The 18,921-nt window shown below is 57.1% G+C and carries 18 protein-coding genes; 11 read left to right on the top strand and 7 right to left on the bottom strand.

Annotated elements, in window-relative coordinates; translation table 11 throughout:
* Positions 1–38 precede the first annotated feature (38 nt).
* The gene (locus tag KO499_RS06185) at positions 39–1,334 is read right to left on the bottom strand and encodes a hypothetical protein (protein ID WP_228339768.1); all 1,296 of its coding nucleotides are present in this window, start codon (positions 1,332–1,334) and stop codon (positions 39–41) included.
* 42 nt (positions 1,335–1,376) lie between these two features.
* A complete protein-coding gene (locus KO499_RS06180) occupies positions 1,377–2,012 on the bottom strand; it encodes a DUF1826 domain-containing protein (protein ID WP_215982822.1) in 636 nt (211 codons plus the stop codon).
* Between the two features lie 140 nt (positions 2,013–2,152).
* On the opposite strand from KO499_RS06180, the gene zigA reads away from it, so the two are divergent.
* The 3 genes from zigA to KO499_RS06165 all read left to right on the top strand — a co-directional run bounded on the left by zigA (position 2,153) and on the right by KO499_RS06165 (position 5,840).
* Positions 2,153–3,355: a zinc metallochaperone GTPase ZigA gene (zigA, locus tag KO499_RS06175; protein WP_215982821.1), complete on the top strand. Its 1,203-nt coding sequence runs from the start codon at positions 2,153–2,155 to the stop codon at positions 3,353–3,355.
* A gap of 200 nt (positions 3,356–3,555) precedes the next feature.
* Positions 3,556–4,884 (top strand): peptidoglycan DD-metalloendopeptidase family protein, encoded by a 1,329-nt coding sequence (locus KO499_RS06170; protein ID WP_215982820.1) that lies wholly within the window; start codon positions 3,556–3,558, stop codon positions 4,882–4,884.
* A gap of 278 nt (positions 4,885–5,162) precedes the next feature.
* The gene (locus KO499_RS06165) at positions 5,163–5,840 is read left to right on the top strand and encodes a response regulator (RefSeq protein WP_228339836.1); all 678 of its coding nucleotides are present in this window, start codon (positions 5,163–5,165) and stop codon (positions 5,838–5,840) included.
* Positions 5,841–5,905: 65 nt separating this feature from the next.
* Here KO499_RS06165 and KO499_RS06160 read toward each other — a convergent pair whose 3' ends face one another.
* The 4 genes from KO499_RS06160 to KO499_RS06145 all read right to left on the bottom strand — a co-directional run bounded on the left by KO499_RS06160 (position 5,906) and on the right by KO499_RS06145 (position 12,251).
* A complete protein-coding gene (locus KO499_RS06160; RefSeq protein ID WP_215982818.1) occupies positions 5,906–8,167 on the bottom strand; it encodes a hybrid sensor histidine kinase/response regulator in 2,262 nt (753 codons plus the stop codon).
* A complete protein-coding gene (gene nosP / locus KO499_RS06155) occupies positions 8,145–9,314 on the bottom strand; it encodes a nitric oxide-sensing protein NosP (RefSeq protein WP_416240386.1) in 1,170 nt (389 codons plus the stop codon). The genes KO499_RS06160 and nosP overlap by 23 nt, the downstream gene beginning before the upstream one ends.
* A 239-nt stretch (positions 9,315–9,553) precedes the next feature.
* The gene (locus KO499_RS06150; protein ID WP_215982816.1) at positions 9,554–10,657 is read right to left on the bottom strand and encodes a porin; all 1,104 of its coding nucleotides are present in this window, start codon (positions 10,655–10,657) and stop codon (positions 9,554–9,556) included.
* A 178-nt stretch (positions 10,658–10,835) separates the two neighbouring features.
* On the bottom strand, positions 10,836–12,251 hold the full coding sequence (locus tag KO499_RS06145) for a WS/DGAT domain-containing protein (protein WP_215982815.1): 1,416 nt from the start codon (positions 12,249–12,251) through the stop codon (positions 10,836–10,838).
* 322 nt (positions 12,252–12,573) lie between these two features.
* Here KO499_RS06145 and KO499_RS06140 point away from each other — a divergent pair, with 322 nt between their 5' ends.
* On the top strand, positions 12,574–13,497 hold the full coding sequence (locus KO499_RS06140; RefSeq protein ID WP_215982814.1) for an alpha/beta hydrolase: 924 nt from the start codon (positions 12,574–12,576) through the stop codon (positions 13,495–13,497).
* A 73-nt stretch (positions 13,498–13,570) separates the two neighbouring features.
* The gene (locus KO499_RS06135) at positions 13,571–14,320 is read left to right on the top strand and encodes an FFLEELY motif protein (protein ID WP_215982813.1); all 750 of its coding nucleotides are present in this window, start codon (positions 13,571–13,573) and stop codon (positions 14,318–14,320) included.
* A gap of 9 nt (positions 14,321–14,329) precedes the next feature.
* On the opposite strand, the gene KO499_RS06130 is transcribed toward KO499_RS06135, so the two are convergent.
* Positions 14,330–14,608 carry a polyhydroxyalkanoic acid system family protein gene (locus KO499_RS06130; RefSeq protein ID WP_215982812.1) on the bottom strand — a complete coding sequence of 93 codons (279 nt, stop codon included), beginning with the start codon at positions 14,606–14,608 and terminating at the stop codon, positions 14,330–14,332.
* A 124-nt stretch (positions 14,609–14,732) separates the two neighbouring features.
* Here KO499_RS06130 and ubiE point away from each other — a divergent pair, with 124 nt between their 5' ends.
* The 6 genes from ubiE to tatA all read left to right on the top strand — a co-directional run bounded on the left by ubiE (position 14,733) and on the right by tatA (position 18,919).
* Entirely contained in the window at positions 14,733–15,524 is a 792-nt protein-coding gene (gene ubiE / locus KO499_RS06125; protein WP_215982811.1) for a bifunctional demethylmenaquinone methyltransferase/2-methoxy-6-polyprenyl-1,4-benzoquinol methylase UbiE, read from the top strand.
* Positions 15,524–16,165: a ubiquinone biosynthesis accessory factor UbiJ gene (locus KO499_RS06120; protein ID WP_215982810.1), complete on the top strand. Its 642-nt coding sequence runs from the start codon at positions 15,524–15,526 to the stop codon at positions 16,163–16,165. The genes ubiE and KO499_RS06120 overlap by 1 nt, the downstream gene beginning before the upstream one ends.
* Positions 16,162–17,805: a ubiquinone biosynthesis regulatory protein kinase UbiB gene (ubiB, locus tag KO499_RS06115; protein ID WP_215982809.1), complete on the top strand. Its 1,644-nt coding sequence runs from the start codon at positions 16,162–16,164 to the stop codon at positions 17,803–17,805. The genes KO499_RS06120 and ubiB overlap by 4 nt, the downstream gene beginning before the upstream one ends.
* 27 nt (positions 17,806–17,832) lie before the next feature.
* Positions 17,833–18,249 (top strand): phosphoribosyl-AMP cyclohydrolase, encoded by a 417-nt coding sequence (gene hisI / locus KO499_RS06110; RefSeq protein WP_215982808.1) that lies wholly within the window; start codon positions 17,833–17,835, stop codon positions 18,247–18,249.
* Between the two features lie 12 nt (positions 18,250–18,261).
* Positions 18,262–18,591: a phosphoribosyl-ATP diphosphatase gene (locus KO499_RS06105; protein ID WP_215982807.1), complete on the top strand. Its 330-nt coding sequence runs from the start codon at positions 18,262–18,264 to the stop codon at positions 18,589–18,591.
* An 88-nt stretch (positions 18,592–18,679) separates the two neighbouring features.
* Positions 18,680–18,919 (top strand): Sec-independent protein translocase subunit TatA, encoded by a 240-nt coding sequence (gene tatA / locus KO499_RS06100; protein ID WP_215982806.1) that lies wholly within the window; start codon positions 18,680–18,682, stop codon positions 18,917–18,919.
* Positions 18,920–18,921: the final 2 nt, after the last annotated feature.

Below are 18,921 nucleotides of genomic sequence, written 5' to 3'. Positions count from 1 at the left end.
TTCGGTCTGTGATGGGATCCAGATAGTGGTGCGTCTAATCAATGATCGTGATCATGGTCGTCATCGGATTCGGCCAGACCCAGCCACACCAGCGACGAAGCCGGGAAGCCAATCTCCAGGGTACGAACAACCGCCCCGTCTGTGGTATCCACTTCGATAACCGCGTTATTCTCGGCGTCTGTAACGAACAGGCGGTCCTGACTGGCGGACAGGGTAACCGCCGGTGTCGGTGAGCCTTCAGTCAGGGGCTCGACCACAGATACCGTTGCCAGGAATGCCCAGTCTGCGGACGGATCAAACAGTCTCAGATCGCCATCATCGCCCAGCACATAAAACACCTCACCATGGGTGGTAAAGCCCTGGACAACCGGATCCACCGATTCACCCAGGTCGAGTTCAGTGTAAATCCCGGTTTGTGACTCGGCGTCAATGACAAACAGCTGATCACCGGCAACACCCACCAGCTCTTCCACATCGTGGTTTCCGACCAGGGTTGCGATACGTGAGCCCTCTGGAAGCCCTGCAGGATTATCAAGTTTGATAGCGGGATAGCCGGCGTCATGAAGATCGACGATCAATACCCCGTCGCTGCAACCAAAACCGAGAACATGGTCATTGCCGGCTGCACCGTGAAGGAGCGGGCATGCCTCGCTGTAGCGCTCCTCAAATTCGAAACCGGCACCGTCAAAGTGATATCGCTCGATTGCCGCAGGCAAGGTGGTGTCAGTGATCGAAGCGTCGCGATAGGTCACGAAGAGGTGGTCATCGATCAGTTTGGCAACGCCATGCATGTTGTTTTCAAGGTCCAGAGAGGCGACGACTTCACCATTGCCCAGACTGGCGTCCGACAACGCCGTAATCTTGGAACTGGCCGCATCGCCGCCATCAAAAAAGACCACTGCGGCATCTTCACTGAGCACGTAATGTGTCGGAAGATGGTCGTTCAGCGTAAGTGCCAGCATGCTGGGCGTCTCCGCATAATCGTGCATGTGGTCGCCATGATCTTCGGTGTACAAACCGCTATCGACAAAGGACACCAGATCTTCAGAACGCTGAATAACCACGGCATAACGATAGCCCGGAGAAACTCCCAGGGCAGGTTCGGAGCCGGTCAGCGACAGGGTAGTCAGCAAATCGCCGCTATCCAGATCCACCACCTTGATGGCGGACGCATCAGAATCAAATAACGCCAGGCGTCCCGCCGTATCGATCTCGGTGTGTTCGTGGGCCTCGTCGTCAGAACTGCTTGAGCCACCGCAGGCGGTCATCAGCCCTGCAGAAGCGAGCAAAGTGGAAGCCAGCAGCGGGCGCAGGGATCGTGAGGGGGTAATCATGAACATCTCCTTTTTAATGTTATAACGTTGCTTTCTCAAAAATCAGGCAAGCCAGTCGAGGCCGAGAACCAGCCTTGGCGTATCACCTGGCGCTGGTGACCGATGCACCAGGCCTCGCCCTTCATTGCCAATCCAGGCCTCACCCTTCAATAGCGCAACCGCGCCCGTCGGTACTACCTGTACCTGGGCCCCCGTCGCCTGCTGATCCGGCAACGGCCCCGGGGCTTCCGCCCGAATGACTTCACTCTCTGCAAGCCATTCCGTGCCTTGGCCAAAATAGGTCACCAACAACCGGGCCGGCACCCGGTCGGTATGAAAGCGCGGACACATGGTGTCAGCCAATACATGCAAGCGAACGCCAACGGCTGCCGGCTCGAACAGGCACCGATACATTGCAATCACTTCCCTGACATCCGCCAGCCAGGCTTCCGCGCCCGGCAGCTTCAAAGCCCAGGCAGGAAGAAGCTCCTCGATAGCCCCGTCCTTCTCTTGCACCAAAAAGCGCTCGAATTTGCCAATTTCGCAGGCGAAATGACGCGCGAACGCCATGCAGTCGGATGACGGTTCTCGCTGCCAGACCGACAGGTTGACCTCGTCCCGGAATATTTCCGTCAGACACTCTGGCTTACTGCCGTGAACGGCCAAAGGGCCTGCAACCGCGTTTAACTCCAGCGTCATGGGTGACCTCCAGAAACTTCCGGGTTAGGCATAAGATGAGAAACTTTTAACGTTTAGAGGTTTGAAATGTTATGTTATAACATAACTATTGTAAAGCAATCGCCACAGCGATCATCAGGCTTTGAATCAGGAGTGTACGCATGAATCATCTTGAGTCCCGACTACCGGTTACGGTGCTGTCAGGCTTCCTGGGCGCCGGAAAGACTACGGTCCTCAACCACATACTCAATAATCGGAGCGGTAAACGGGTCGCTGTGATCGTGAATGATATGAGTGAGGTAAACATCGATGCCGCTCAGGTCCAGCAGGAGGTAACCCTTAACCGCTCGGAAGAAAAGCTGGTGGAAATGAGCAATGGGTGTATCTGCTGCACGCTCCGTGAAGACCTGCTGATTGAGGTTCGCAAGCTGGCTTCAGAGGGCCGTTTTGACTGTCTCGTTATCGAATCCACCGGTATATCGGAGCCTTTACCGGTGGCAGAAACCTTTACTTTCGCCGACGAAGACGGCGTCAGCCTGTCCGATATTGCCCGGCTGGACACCATGGTAACAGTGGTCGATGCCGTGAACTTCCTGAAAGACTATGATGAAGCCCAGTCGCTGCAGGAAGCCGGAGAAAGCCTGGGTGAAGAAGACGAGCGAAGCGTTGCCGATCTTCTTGTGGACCAGATTGAATTCAGTGATATTTTGCTGATCAGCAAAACCGACCTGGTCACTCAGGAGCAACTGACCCGACTGCACGGCGTGCTTCGTAGCCTGAATACCGAGGCCGAGATTCTGCCCATCCAACAGGGAGCTGTGCCGCTGGACAAGGTTCTTGAGACTGGCCGCTTCAGCTTTGAACGCGCCCAGCAGGCACCAGGCTGGCTGAAAGAAATGCGAGGCGAACACATACCGGAAACCGAAGAATACGGCATTTCCAGCTTCGTCTACCGCGCACGCCGTCCTTTTCATCCTGCGAAGTTTTATGATTTCCTGCATCAGGGTATTTCCACAGGCAAACTCATCCGCTCCAAAGGCTACTTCTGGCTCGCCACAAGGCCGGAGTTCGCCGGCCAATGGAGCCAGGCCGGCGGCATTGCCCGACACGGTTTCGCGGGAATGTTCTGGAAAGCCGTACCTGAGACAAACTGGCCCGAAGACCCTGAATACCGTCAGTCCATTATGCAAAGCTGGGAAGAGCCATTCGGAGATATGCGCCAGGAGCTGGTTTTTATTGGTCAGAACCTGGACGAAGAACACATCCGGGGTGAACTCGACCAATGCCTCCTGGACGACGACCAGTTACTCGCCGGCAAATCGTTCTGGCAGACACTGAACGATCCTTTTCCGCAATGGGAGTGAACTAACCCAAGCGTGACGGAGGGCTGAACCGTGTTTTGCAGATGGAGCCAGGCTAACATAATGGATAAGGACGGTCCGATACTTTTATGCTATACCATTGCTGGCTGCGGGGCCCCAATGCCCGAGCAGCAAAGCAATCCTGGCCCCGCCGACGGTTAAGCCCTGTTTTTTCAAGCAAACACACAGGAGACGTACTGACGATGAGCGCAATCCGGACATTTTCACCACTGCATAAAGTTTCTCTCGCAGTCTCCGGGCTCATCATTCTTGCCATCTGCCTGGCGTCGTTCCCTACGTCATCCGCTCTGACGGAAACACCTGCGCCTGCGCAGGCAATCCCGCTGGCTGCTGACGCTGACGAAGCACAAGACAGCAACATCTCAGCCACCGACAAGGTTCCGGTGCCCGACCATTCCGAGACCAGAATACTGACACGACGTGTGCAGCCCGGTGACACACTGATCGGGATTTTCAATGACAGTAAGGCCCCCCTGGCCGACCTGCGCAACATCATGGAAGCCGACGCAGACTACCTGTCTCTGGATCCGCTGGTACCTGGTACCGAACTGGCACTGACGTTCGATACCGAAAACCGCTTCTCGGCATTGACGCTGCAACTGGACCCCGCAAGGAAAGTCATCTTTAGCCGACAAGAAGATGGCTCGTTCATCTATGAGAAACGTGAACAAGACACGTCCTGGGTCTCAGAGGTGCTCAGAGGTACGATCCAGGGCAGCTTGTATGCCTCGGCGCTTCGTTCGGGACTCACTCGCGCACAGGTACTCTTGGTCGATCAACTGCTGGGAGGCCGCGTGAATTTCCGAAAGGACCTTCGTGCCGGTGATGAATTCGCCGTGATTATCGGCCATGAGATGGCCGGCAAACAATCGACGGGGAGCACCCGCATTGAAGCCATTGCCTTAACACGCGGACCGAAAACGCACTATGCGTTCCGGTTTGATGATGGCAACTACTACGATACAAACGGTGAAAGCGTGACTCCGGCCTTTCTTCGCTGGCCGACCCGGAAGCACTTTCGCGTAAGCTCCAGATTCAACCACAACAGGATACACCCGATCACCGGGCGTCCGGCTCCCCACAACGGCGTCGACCTGGCCACCCCGGTTGGCACTCCGGTTCTGAGCACCGGCGACGGCGTAATCAGGCACATTGGCAATCACCCCTATGCCGGCAAATACATCGACATTGATCATGGGGGGACTCACACAACCCGTTACCTGCACCTGAACAAAATCCTGGTCAAAAAAGGTGCCCAGGTACAACGAGGCCAGCAAATCGCGCTGTCTGGCAATACCGGACGCAGCACCGGCCCACACCTGCATTTTGAATTCCACATCAACGGCCGTCCCGTTGACCCGATGACCGCTGATATTCCAACCGCTACTGCCATACCCGAGGCAGACATTGCACGCTTCAATCGAAAGCTGGAGGATCAGCTGGCGGTCATGGAGTACGCAACCAGCCGGTCCGACCTGGTCGTCGCCAAGGCGCCGTCTTTGTTTGATTGACCTTCCGGTCCATCGCACCAAAATACGAAGTCCCGGACCAGGCAAAAATAGTACTTTAGTGCCTGTTTTTTGGTGCGATAGTCGCATTCAACCGGGGACCAGGATCGCGTGTAATGCAATCATCACAATAATAAACAGAGGATCGGCTCCGACTCCGGCGATTCTCTGCACAGGAGGCCGCCATGCTGAACGAGCCAGATGCCGTACTCTCTTCCGAAAACAGCTATGATGATTCGGAAGCCATTCCCGACCATGAAAACAAACAGGTAGAACCATCCATGGAGCCGGCCTACAAGATCCTGATTGCCGACGACCACCCACTGTTCCGGGAAGCTATCAGCAGCGTCATTGCCTCTGGTTTCGAAGGCAGCGAGATCATTGAAACCGATGATCTGGACAGCGCACTGGAAATCACCCGGGAGAATGACGACCTGGACCTGATTCTGCTGGATCTGAACATGCCGGGCATGCACGGTCTGAACGGCCTGATTACCCTTCGTAACGAAGCCCCTACCATTCCGGTAGTCATTGTGTCTGCGGAAGAAGACAAACAGGTGGTACTGCAAGCCATCACGTACGGCGCCTGCGGCTTTATCACCAAATCCTCCCCGCGCGCACAGATGACCGAGGCCATCCAGCAGATCCTGAACGGCAACGTATACCTGCCCTCGGACATCATCCGCACCGGCAAGGAGAGCAATACCCGCCGCAGCCGCCATGAGGACAACCCGATTTCCCCGGAGCTGCTGAACTCCCTGACCCGCCGCCAGCTGCTGGTACTGGAACGCATGTCCAAGGGCGAATCCAACAAGCAGATTGCCTATAACCTGAACATTGCCGAAACCACCGTGAAGGCCCATGTATCTGCGATTCTTCGCAAGCTCGGAGTCCACAACCGGGTTCAGGCGATTCTGTCTGCCAGTGACGTGGATTTCAGTCAGTACCTGAAACGATAACACCCGACCAGATTAAAAAAGGGGCAGATGAAACATTCATCTGCCCCTTTTTTTTCGGGTTCAACTTAACGTCTCAACAGGTGGCACAAAGCACTGCGCAGCTTCAGGGGCTTCACCGGCTTATTCATCAGCAAATGCCCGAGTTCACGAATGTGCTGTTTGAGTTCATTGGTGTAATTCGCGGTTATCATCACCACCGGCGCAGGACAGCGGCGTCGGCCATTGATCTCGGCGACCACATCCACACCGTTTTCGTCATTATCCAGATGGTAGTCCGCCAGTATCAAATCCACCGTGCAGCTGCCCGGATCAAGCTGGCGTTCCAGATCTTCCAGGGAGACTGCGGTAACCACCCGGCAGTCCCATCCCTCAAGCAGTGTCTTCATGCCCTCGCAAATGGACTGATCATTGTCGATCACCCAGATACGGGCACCGCCAAGACCGCTCTCGAACGACACAGCACGGTTCTGATCTGCCACCGTCCGCCTTGGCTTCAACTGGCCAACGGGCACCCGGACGCTGAATACCGAGCCCTTGCCCTCAACGGAGGAAACCGTCACTTCGTGACCCAGCATTCGGGATATCTTGTCGACGATCGCCAACCCCAGCCCCAAGCCCTTATCGGCTTGCGAGCCACTCGGACGAATACGCTTGAACTCCTGAAAAATCTCGGTGAGCTTGTCTTCAGGTATGCCCGGGCCGGTATCCCACACCTGCAGCAGAACATGCCCGCCCTGGCGCCGGCAGCCCAGCAGAATACGTCCCTGGCCGGTATAGCGAATGGCATTGGAAAGGAAGTTCCGGAGAATCCTCGCCAGCAATTGAGAATCCGATTCCACAATTGCCGAACTGGCGACAAAGTCCAGTCGCAGCCCTTCAGCCATGGCCATCTGCCGAAATTCCCGTGCAATGTTATTAAGCAGATCCCGCAGATCAAAGGCAGTGACATCCGGCTTGATCACCCCGGCATCGAGCTTGGAAATATCAACCAGAGTGCCCAGAAGGTTTTCCACATCATCCAGGGAGGTGCTGACCGAACGAACCAGTCCTTCGGCCTTGGGCCCGAACGACTGCTCCAGCAGTGCACTGGTAAACAGCCGGGCAGCATTCAACGGTTGCAACAAATCGTGACTGACCGCAGCCAGAAACTTGGTTTTCGAAAGGTTGGCCCGCTCCGCCTCCAGTTTGGCATCGCGAAGTCTTGCCTCCACGGCGGCACGCTCGGTAATTTCATCGCGCAGCTGGCTATTCAATCCGGTCAACGCGGCGGTACGCTCTTTCACCCGCCGCTCCAGGTTGTCGTAGGCCTGTTCCAGAGCCAGCGCGGTCTTGCGGCGGTCAGTGATATCGCGGATCAACACAAAGAAGCCAATAATATCGCCCTGCTCATCGAAATTGGGAACATAGGAACGGAGCATATAACGCATCTCGCCCCGTTCCCCGGCTTCTTCAAATTCAAACGTCACATTATGGCCATCCATGACCTCAAGAATCTGCGGAAGCAGCCGCTGGTACAGCTCGGGTGAGTGCACATGATCCAGACGTTTACCCAGGGGAGACTCACCCTTGCGGCCATACCAGGCCTCGTAGACCTTGTTGCAGAACTGGATGGTCATGTCGGCACCGATATAGGCAATCAGGGCCGGCACATGGTCAGTGACTACGCGGATCCAGCGTTCACTTTCCTCCAGTGCCTTGATCCGTCGCGCCATCTCGCTGTTCTTGACGTCCGTGATGTCGGAGTAGAGCACCACCAACCCACCTTCCCGGGTGGGTCTTTCGGTCATCTGGACCCAGCGACCATTGCACAGCAGAAAGACGACACCCTCTGCATCCGGATGACTGTGCTCCTCGACAATCAATCCGGAACTGACCGCCTGCGACTTCACATCGGCAATGGAGGTTCCCGCCTCCGGATCTTTCAGACCCGCGTGGCGCCAGTAACCCCGGAACCGGCTATTGCTCTGGATCAGGCGATGCCGGTTATCGAACAGCACAAAGCCGTCGGCAATACTCTCGATCGCATCGCTCAGTCGCTGGCGTGTGGTTTCGGCTTCTTCCCGGGCCCGGTTGAGTGCCTTGTTGCTGCCCTTCAACTCTTCCATTGCCTGGTTGAGGGCTTCGGTACGCTCGCGCACCTGCTCGGCAAGCACCACCGAATGCTCGAAGGCGGCGTATGGCTCCGGTTTATGGGCTGAGCCGGACTCAACCCGGACAATCAGGGCATCACGAATCCGCCTGAGTCGTTCATTTTCTGACTCCAGCTCGGCAATACGCCGGTCCCGCTCATCCTCGACGGGTCGTTCAGTCTTGTCCGTGATGGACATCAGGCTGGCCAATGACCACCCCCGTAAACGTCTGGTTGATATGCATACCGTCGAACTGCTCGCCGTACGTGTTAAAGCCGATCACCTTGTGATGGCGCAGGAATTCGGAAACCGCCTCCACTTCCCCGGTCAGCTCAGCCTCCAGGCGCCGGAGGAAACAATCGCAACCAATGGTTACCAGAGGCGGACCCACGACCCGTTCGGACGCCTCGATCTGGGTACGAACGCTGTCCAGAAGGGATTCCGGCTCCATGGCCGTCATCACGATGCCGGTTTCCACCGCACAGTAGAAGGTCAGACTCTTGTCCGGATTCACCCGCTGCACCGAGCGGACAAAGTAGTGACCACCGATCTTCACCCCCATGGGCCTGAGTGCGAAGATCTTGCGATCCAGCGCATTCACGTCCACCCCAACGGCCCGGGCGTAGGCGTCGGCAGCCGGCTCCGCGTTCAGCTCGAACACTGTCCGGCTTTCAGCGCAGGCGTCGGTAACCACCAGTTTCTCACTGCGCTCAACCATGTGATGGGTTGAAAACACCCTGAAATCCAGGGGTGTGTTCACCAGTAAAACCGTCGCGGCCCCGGTATGGAACTGGCCATCGTAGAACACATGAGTATTGGCCAGACGCTCGTCGTCACCGGCAGAGCCACCGAACTGGGGTATGGTCCCGAGCGCAGAGTTAAGCGTTGCCAGCACCAGTTCTTCGCGACTCGAAAGACCGTCGAGAAGCGTGATGGCAAAGGTGTTGCCTTTGATCGGCGCCAACCTGGCGTCCCGGCAAGTCGAAAGCAGGTCGTCGATCACACCCTGAGCGTCCTGCAAACTGAAACGGTCGAGTTCCCGGATTAACGCGCAGTCGATGGCAAAATAGCGACTGTCGAACCCGATAGCGGTAATGCATCCCCGGCCATACCCCTCCGGCGTAATCTCTCCGGCGGATGTACAGCCGCAAACACGGATGCCCTGGAAAGCATGCTCAAGAGCAATACCCAAACGGCCAAGATCGTATTCCGCGGAACAGAAAAACAGGACACAACCGAGATGGTCGTGGCTGAGCTGACTGGCCAGATTGCTGGCTGCCAACATCGGATCGCGAACACTGGAGCTCGCTACCCGGACTGCAGGCAGGGTCGTCGCTGGCTTCATAAACGCGGATCCTGGAAACGAATGATGTCGTACCGATTTTACGGCATCCGCAAACGCAGCCAATGCGACTTCCGTGCTTTTAATAGGTGCGCCGAAATGATCGTAAGCCATTGATTAAAATACCTCCTGAATCAATGCCTGATGGCGCTGCCGGTTTCCATACAGCTGAAACGGCACTTTAGTCTTAGACAGATCGGCGCTGCGGGCGGCATCCTGCCCCCCACAACGTCAGTTCGTCTCTAGAACATAACGATCGCGCCCAGAGCGATGGTGTCAGCGTCCGCTGCCTTGGCGCCGCTGGATTTTGTTTCCTGCTCGAACATGTTGTACTCAGCAACCAGCTTGAAATTGCTGTTCACGTCATGGAACAGAGCCACGGACGTGCTCTCGGTCTCGAAGTCACCCTGGTCGGAGTCCGTTTCCCCATAGGACAGGACCAGTCGATTGGCACCCAGTGCGTAGGCACCCTGAATCAGGAAGCCGTCAGCATCCTCTTCAGAGGCAAGCGCACCATCGGCGATCAAGACCGGCACGTCCCCTTCAGACGTGAAACCGGACGCGCTCAGCGAAAGATCGGCCACCGTCGCTTTCAGACCGTAGCCGATACCCTGGCTGTCAATTTCAGAACTGGCGCTTTCTGAGCTCTGGTGACGACCGTTCAGCCAGCCGGTAAGCGCCACGCCGCTCAGTTCGGCAGAATAGGTCAACTCGGCTTCGAATCGCGGAGCCGACTGCTCTGACTGCGCACCCGGCGTTGTGTTTGCTGGCTCAAAAATGCCCGCAGCAACGTTGAATCCGGCCATGTCAGGCGAACGATAGGTAATCTGGGCAGACGGGTTCGGATAGGGATACCCGGTGCGGATATTCCCGAAAGAGACCCCGGTTGACGCACCCGGGGAGCCAAAGCCCATGAGAATTTCATCTAGGAAAATGTTGGAGCGGGCATACAACCCGAAATCCTTGCCGAGCAGAACCTGGCCAAAGTCGCCGTCCACCGTGGCATATAACTGACGAACATCGATCGCCGTATCTGTCGGTGACTGCAAGCTATCATTGACGGTTCCCCAGAATGAAGAGCGACCGCCCAGGGTCAGATCACCCATGTCCTTGCTGAAGTTAAAACCAATGGTGTTTGGCAGAAAGCCCATCTTCACGTCGGAGTTGCGGGTATCAGAGACATTGTCATCGCGGTTTACGTAGAAGGCATTGAAGTAGCCATCAACCGAAAAGCTGGTGCCGTCCTCGTTATACAGTTCAACGGCGGCGTTAGCGCCGGCGCTGGCCCCCATGGCCGCCGCCATGGCAAGAGCCAACCCTGATTTTCTGAAATTGTTATTGTTCATAGTTCCCCCGGTTGTTTTTGGAAATCTGGGATAGAGGTTCCGGGTTCCCCGGACACTCCAGGCGTGATCTATCGCCCGAATTCCATGGTCGGCTATGCAAAGAAGGGGGAAAATGCTTCCAGTGAGCAGGTTTTCTGCTCATTTGGGAGGCATGTGAATTGAAACTTTGGGAGTAAGACTACGAGGAAAAGTGGCCCGGGAACCGATCCAGCTCCTGAAGGCAATCGTTAAGAAATGCTTCGGGATCGGCCATCACGGCTTCGTCCGCGACCACGCCAAACTGCACCTGCCCGGCGTAGCTGACAATACTGATGCCCAGACCGATATCACCGGCCTGGGGTACCCAGAACATCTGCTCGGTGATCCGGCAACCGGCAATGTAGCGAGCTTCTGCAGTGCCGGGAACATTGGACACAACCGCACTGGCCTTGCGGTAGAACACATCGGCCAACGGTTCCCGCCAGGGCTCCGGAACCACCGTGGCACTGGACGCCAGCCCCCAGGCAATGCCGGGTTGCCAGCTCTTTTTAAGCCGGCGGGTTTCATGCTTGATGCGGTAAAGGCGCTCCAGCGGACTGTCACCATCCACCGGCAAGGGCACAAACACGGTTCCGAAATAGTTGCCAAGGGTCCCTGGAGGTGGCCGTAACTCGTCCGGCAGACGACTACGGATATCGACCGGCACGGCAGCGTGCAACACGGCCTCGTCCAGATCCGTACCAGCAATCCCCAGACGCGTCCTCACCGCCGCGGCAACACAGCTCAGGAGGACATCATTGATGGTAACTCTGGCGACTCCTGCGATGCTCCTGAAACGCTCAAGAGGCACCGGTTCAGACCAGCGACAGTGCCGTCGACCGAGCAGCGGCCGCCTGAGATCGGTGGCAGTATCTTCCGGCTCTGCCAGGAATCCGGAAAACTCATGCACCAGCTTCAGGCTTTGCTGGGCAACGCGCTCGAGCAAACGACCCGCATCCTGCCATTGCTTGCTATCGGCTGTGTCCACTCCGGCTACGCCAGGCGCCCCTTCCTCCGATGGTTCTGATGCCATCAACTGTGCGAGCCAGCCCTGTGCCGCCGATGTCCACCGTGACAGCTCTGCGGTTTCCGGAGCACCGTAAACGGCTGGATGTTGCCGGGGAGAAGGTGGGCACAAACGATCAAAGATACCCAGCAGAGACAGGCCGTCAGCGTAACAATGGTGAATGCGCAGCAGTAACGCCGCCCCACCTTCCGCATTGGGTGCCAACCAGAATTTCCATAGCGGGCGGTACATGGGCAACGGCTGGTTCAGGCGCACCGACACCCATTCCTGGAGAGCCTCCGGTGTAAAACGATCCACCACTACATCGAGATGGTGCCGAACATCGAATGTCGGATCCGGTTCCCACCACCAGGCAGGTGTGCGCTTGACCGGCCGGTAGCGAAAGCGCTCCCAGGCCATCCAGTAAATCCTGAGAAACTCCCGGAAACGTGGTGCAGTCAGTCCATCAACCCGCAGCATCACGGATATGGTCATTGGGTTTTCTGGTCGCTCCAGAGCCAGCCAGGCCGAATCCGCAGGTAGCAGGAGATGCGATTGCTCGTGACTCAAACCCGAACGTCCCTGGAAAAGTAGTGGAGGTAAGTAAAAACCGAACTCCGCATTGTGCCAGACAAGGCTCGCAGGCTCCACATACGGCACTGGCGCACTTCTCAACAAAAAATTACACTTGAGCAACCGTTCAGTTCTATACTGCCGATAAGCCCTGATGCAATGGTTATTAGCGTACGAACCCGTGATTGATGGTCCCTGCAAAAGCATATAAGGGACAATCAGCACCAACAAAGCCCCGATTCGAGCGGGGCATCAAGGGTTTTCCGGCGCACCTGAACAGAAGCAACAGACTATTGCCGTGCCGGGTGGGAGAGCAGATATGAAAGCGAGCCACGTTCGTAAGCTGATAAAACCGATTGAAAGCGCCTACTCGGAGATGTTTTCCGGGCAGGTCTATCGCGTTGGCAAAGGCGCCGTATCCGTTCGCAACCACAGCGGCGTAGCCGAGCAAACCGTGATCGGCGTGCACGGTTTTCTGGAAAACCACTGCTACTTCACCCAGGCCTATGAAGCACCGACCACCGAACTGATTCTGCTCACCTGCAGTAACTACCACATTCCGGTGAACGGGGTTACTCCCGAAGTTCCGGGCTGGGAAACGCCCATCAAGCACCTGGAAGGCACGATTGAATACGATGCCTGCATCCTGAACCAGGCTCTGTGCAACCTGCCTACGGCCCGGAATGTACGGGTACACGGTCATTCCCGGGGTGGCGCCGTCGTCCTCGAAGCCATGAAACAACAGCCCACATTGTTCGAACATGTGGAGGTGGTACTGGAAGCGCCCGTGCTCCCCGATGGCCGGCTCTCTGCCCTTGTTACGACGATCCTGGAACCGGTCAGCCACGGCATGTGGCCCTGGCTGATCCGGTTGATCAACAGCGCACCTTCCTCTGCCTATGGCCAGACGTTTTTTGGCAAGATGAACCCGCGTAAAAAACAACTACTGAGCAAACTGTTCTCCGCCACCAAAGACCATCTGACCATCGTTCGCAACATCGAGAACATCATGGACTGGATGGCGCGAACGGACACCAGTGTCTATAACCTTGTGCGCCACGGCACCTTCCTGATTCCCGCGGTGGACCGCATCCTCGACCGGTCGTCCATGCTGGCCAGTGCCCGCCAGAGTCCGACCACCATGAGAATTATTGAAACCGAAGCACCCAGCCACTTTATTACCCTCGACAGCAAGGAGTGGGTGCCGGGCTTCGAGACACTCCCCTCGGCCGCTCAAGGCTAGTCTCCCTGCTGCAAGACCGCCGCGGCTCCGTTAAACTACGAGCCTCTGTTCAGGTCTAGTGGAGCTACCGCCGATGTACCGAGAGCGCCTTATCGCCACCGAAGCCCGCTCTGAAAGCGCTCGCCGGCTACAGCAGCTGCTACTGGATTACCATGACTTCCGGCAGCTGAAGGCACATCACCCCCTGCTGAACGCGACGTTCGAGGTTGCCAACTGGCAAGCTGGGCGCCTGAAAGAAACTCACAGGGATCTCTACCAGCATCCCGGCTACCATCAGGGTCTTGAGTTTCTGCTGACAGATCTCTATGCCCCGGCCGGCATGACCCGTCGCGATGACAACATAGATCGGGTATTCCCCAAGATGGTGAAGTGGCTGCCCGACAACCTTCTGAACACTTTTGCCGGCCTGGTGGAACTGAACCTGATCACCCAGCGGCTGGACCTTGAGCTCGCAGAACTGCTGCACCAGCAGGGCGCAACCAACAGCGTTCTGACCAGCGAAACATATTGCGCAGCCTACCGGGAAAGCAGACTGCAGTCGCAAAGAGAAACGCAGATTACTCTGGTGGCTGACGTTGGCCAGCAGCTTGATCGCTATGTGCGCAACCGCACCCTTGGCTGGCTGTTATCCATGAGCCGCAGCCCGGCAGAAATGGCCGGCCTGACCGATTTACACAGTTTCCTGCACCGGGGCTATTCTGCCTTTCGCAAGATGGATGATGTGGAGCTGCTGATTGACCGGCTTGTGAGCCGGGAACAGCAGGTGATGCGCAATATTCTCAGTGGTCACCCGGCACCGTTCAGCCTGCCGGACAACCTGTAAATCGCCGAATCAGGCCTTGATGATCTGGTCCAGCTGGGAGTGAATTTCCTGCTCGATCCGGGATTTGAAAGGCCGCAGCAACATGCCCAGCTCCAGATGAATGTGCAGATCAGTCGGGCTGATATCCAGCTGCCCCTTGACGCCGCTGCGCTTGAATTTGAGCTGATCGCCTTCCCACTGGTAATCCACATCAAATTGACTGGACAGATCCTGCGCCAGAGCTTCGGCAGCCTGCCTCGCGTGTTCTTTATCCAGGGCATGCGGACGGTGTACATCAATAACAGACATAAATCAGTTTTCTCTCGAGTTTGGACAGTTTTACAGTTTAAGGCGCTATTTAACTCGCCGCCACCCTTGTAGCGCCCCCGTCAGCAGTTAGAATACAGGGCTCAGATTCTGACAGGACACCCTCATGAGCGAGCAGCAAACGCCAGCCGGCCAGGCCGGAAACAGCGACGGCCAGGACGAAGTCACTCACTTTGGCTTCCGCAACGTGCCCAAAAGCCAGAAAGCGAGCCAGGTAGCGGAAGTATTCCACAGCGTGGCAGGCAAGTACGACCTCATGAATGATCTGATGTCCATGGGCATTCATCGGCTCTGGAAACGTTTCACCATTGAGCTTTCCGGCGTCCGGCCCGGCCACCAGGTATTGGATATTGCCGGTGGCACTGGTGATCTCACCATGAAATTCTCGGACCTCGTAGGCCCCTCCGGCAAAGTGGTTCTGGCCGATATCAACGCGTCCATGCTACAGGTCGGCCGCGGTCGACTGACAGACCGTGGTTATGCCGGCAACATCGAATACGTGCAGGCGGATGCCGAACACCTGCCTTTCCCGGACAACAATTTCAACGCGGTGTCCATTGCGTTCGGGCTACGCAACGTGACCGACAAGGATCAGGCTCTTCGGGATATGACCCGGGTCCTGAAACCCGGTGGCAAGCTGATGATCCTGGAGTTCTCCAAGCCCAAGAACCCTCTGCTGAGCAAGGCCTACGACACCTATTCCTTCTCGGCCCTGCCATTAATGGGCCAGCTTATCGCGGGAGACAGCGAGAGCTACAAGTACCTGGCCGAGTCCATCCGTATGCATCCGGATCAGGACACCCTCAAGGCGATGATGGAGGACGCGGGTCTGGTGAACTGCAAGTACTACAACATGACTGGCGGCATCGTTGCCCTGCATGTGGGAATCAAGCCCTGATGTTTCCCGGCCCGACCTTGCTGGCTGCCGTCTCCGCGATCCTGGAAAGCGCCCTGAACCGGGCTCTGGAACTCGATCCTGCGGGGCATCATGCCTTGATGGAAGCACTGGCAGGCCCGGTTCAGTTCACGATCACCGACCCGATTCCCCTGACCTACACCCTTGACCGTGCCGGAACCCGTATCCGCGTTGGCAGCCAGCCGGTCGACCAGCCAGCTCTGGAGATCAGCGGTAAACCCATCGCCTTTGCAGCACTGGCCACCGGCGATGACCGGGTGTTTACCGATGGCCGCCTTGAAGTGGCCGGAGACACCGCACTGGCGCACCAACTGCAGCGCGCTTTGAACCAGCTCGAACCGGACTGGGAAGCCGCCATGGCAAGACACATCGGCGATGTACCGGCACACTTTCTGGGCCAGCGCATTCGCGGTGCCACCCGCTGGAGTCGACAGGCCTTCCAGTCCCTGAACGCCAATATCGAAGAGTATGTGCATGAAGAGAGCCGCGCCTTACCAGGGCGACGGGAACTGGAGGCCACATTCGAGGCTATCGACGAACTCGATCTGCGCACTGAAAGACTGGAAGCCCGACTGAACCTGCTTGAAAACCGCGGCAAGACTGACAAACCGGAGAACCCGTGACCCGCCTGCAACGCCTGTTTCGTATTGCCTGGGTGTTCTGCCGTTACCGGCTGGACACGTTCCTGCCAATCGCCGAGCTGCCGGCGCCGCTGAAGGTCTTCTTTCTGCTGGCCCCATGGCATCTGTTCCCCCAGCCCAAGCTGGACCGGGGCGACCGCCTGCGGCTGGCACTGGAAGAGCTGGGACCGGTATTCGTAAAATTTGGCCAGATCCTCTCCACCCGACGCGACCTGTTGCCGGATGATATGGCCGAATCCCTGAAAACCCTTCAGGATCGGGTTCCTCCGTTTCCGAGTGATGAAGCCCGAGGCATTATTGAATCCTCACTGGGCGCGCCGGTCTCGGAACTGTTTGCCGAGTTCAGTCCAGACCCGTTAGCCTCGGCGTCGGTTGCTCAGGTGCATGCCGCCACACTGCTCAACGGCCAGAAGGTGGTCGTAAAAGTGCTGCGCCCCGGCATCGAAAAGGTGATCCGTCAGGATCTGGCGCTGATGTACCTGATGGCAGGTCTGCTGGAAAAATACTGGTCCGAGGGCAAACGCCTGCACCCGGTGGAGGTGGTTGCCGACTACGACTCCACCATTCACGACGAGCTGGATCTGCAGCGTGAAGCCGCCAATGCCAGCCAGCTACGGCGGAATTTCGAAGACTCTTCCCTGATCTATATCCCGTTTATCGACTGGGATTACACCCGAAAATCCGTGCTGGTGATGGAGCGCATTCATGGCATTCCCATTGCCGATACCGCCGCCCTGAGATCCGCCGGTGTCGACATGAAAGTACTGGCAGAGAAAGGAGTGGAAATTTTCTTTACCCAGGTATTCCGGGACAGTTTCTTCCATGCAGACATGCACCCGGGCAACATCTTCGTGGATACCTCCAATCCCGCTGACCCCCGGTATATCGCAATCGATTTCGGCATTGTCGGCACCCTTGCGCCGGACGACCAGAGCTACCTTGCCCGCAACCTGCTGGCTTTCTTCCGACGCGATTACCGGCAGGTGGCTCAGCTGCACATCCAGTCCGGCTGGGTCCCCCCTGATACCCCGGTGAACCAATTTGAGGCGGCCATCCGAACCGTCTGCGAACCCATTTTCGAGAAGCCTCTGAAGGACATCTCATTTGGTCATTTCCTGTTGCGCCTGTTTCAGACAGCCAGGCGGTTCAACATGGAGGTACAACCCCAGCTTGTGCTACTGCAGAAAACCCTGCTGAATGTTGAAGGACTGGGGCGCCAGCTGTACCCGGACCTGGATCTGTGGAGCACTGCCCAACCGTACCTGGAGACCTGGATGCGCAAGCGTATTGGTCCCTCGGGGCTGATCAAGTCTTTGCAGTCCCACCTGCCGTCCTGGCTGGAGCAATCACCGGAAATGCCTCAGCTCGTGCACGATGCACTGCTGCAACTGCGGCAGGCCGGGCCTACCGAGCCCCAGAACCAGGCAACGCTGGAATTGCTCCGCGAGCAGCAGATCCGCACCGAACGGCGCTGGCGACGGGCTACACTTGCGGGACTGCTGATCGCTGGCGGCCTGCTGGGCACCCAGCCTGAAGGTCAGCAGTGGATTGAAAACATGCCAACCTGGAGCTGGGCACTGTTTGCCATTGCCGGCGCACTGATGCTCCGGGGCAGCCGATAACCAATAAAGATTTCAGGATTCACAAAAATGCAAAATAGCTCGGATAACGTCGAGAACCTTGACTGGCTGGATGCCATTCGCTGGACCGCAGATGGACTGGTGCCGGCCATCGCCCAGGATGCAGAAACCGGCGACATCCTGATGATGGCCTGGATGAACCGGGAATCACTCCGTCTGACCGCCGAGGAAGGTCATGCCGTATACTGGTCCCGCTCAAGGGGCAAGCTCTGGCGCAAAGGTGAGACGTCCGGGCATGAGCAGATCATCCGGGACATCAGGCTGGACTGCGACGCAGACGTCATCCTGCTGAAAGTGGAACAAAAAGGCGGCATTGCCTGCCATACTGGCAGACGCAGCTGCTTTTACCGGACCCTGAAGGATGGTCAGTGGGTCAGTGTCGACCCGGTGATCAAGGATCCCGGCACCATCTACGGCAGCAACTGAGGAGCAAAGACCGTGAGTGACGTACTGGAAGACCTGGCTCGGGTTCTGGAAACCCGAAGGGACGCCGACCCGGAAACCTCCTATGTGGCCAGCCTACATGCCAAGGGTCTGAACAAGATTCTCGAGAAAGTAGGCGAAGAGTGCACAGAAACCCTGCTGGCCGCCAAGGACGCAGAACACTCTGGTGAAACCCGGGACGTGGTTTATGAAACCGCCGACCTGTGGTTCCACAGCATGGTGATGCTGTCGAGACTGGGCCTCGGCCCGAAGGACATCCTGGACGAACTGGCCAGCCGGTTCGATCTGTCAGGCCTGGAAGAAAAAGCGTCCCGGGACAAGTGAACGGAAATACCTTCAAGGGGGTTTCCGCACAACCGTTCTGGTAACGTACAATGTTATTGAACAGAAACATTAAAATGAGGACCCCGTCATGGGTATCAGCATCTGGCAATTACTTATCGTACTCGGCATTGTCATTCTGTTGTTCGGGACCAAAAAACTGCGCAACATCGGCAGCGATCTGGGTGGTGCCATTCGAGGCTTCAAAAAGTCCATGAACGATGAAGACTCCAAGACCGAGAACCAGGATTCGCTGGAAGGCAACGACGGGGAGCAGCCACAACAACAGGCTGCGACCGAAGAAAAGCCCCGGGACAAGTCCCCCAGCTGAGA

It is taken from the genome of Marinobacter sp. F3R08 (assembly GCF_018860425.1).
Taxonomy (GTDB): domain Bacteria; phylum Pseudomonadota; class Gammaproteobacteria; order Pseudomonadales; family Oleiphilaceae; genus Marinobacter.
This window is presented reverse-complemented; position numbering and strand designations above follow the sequence as displayed.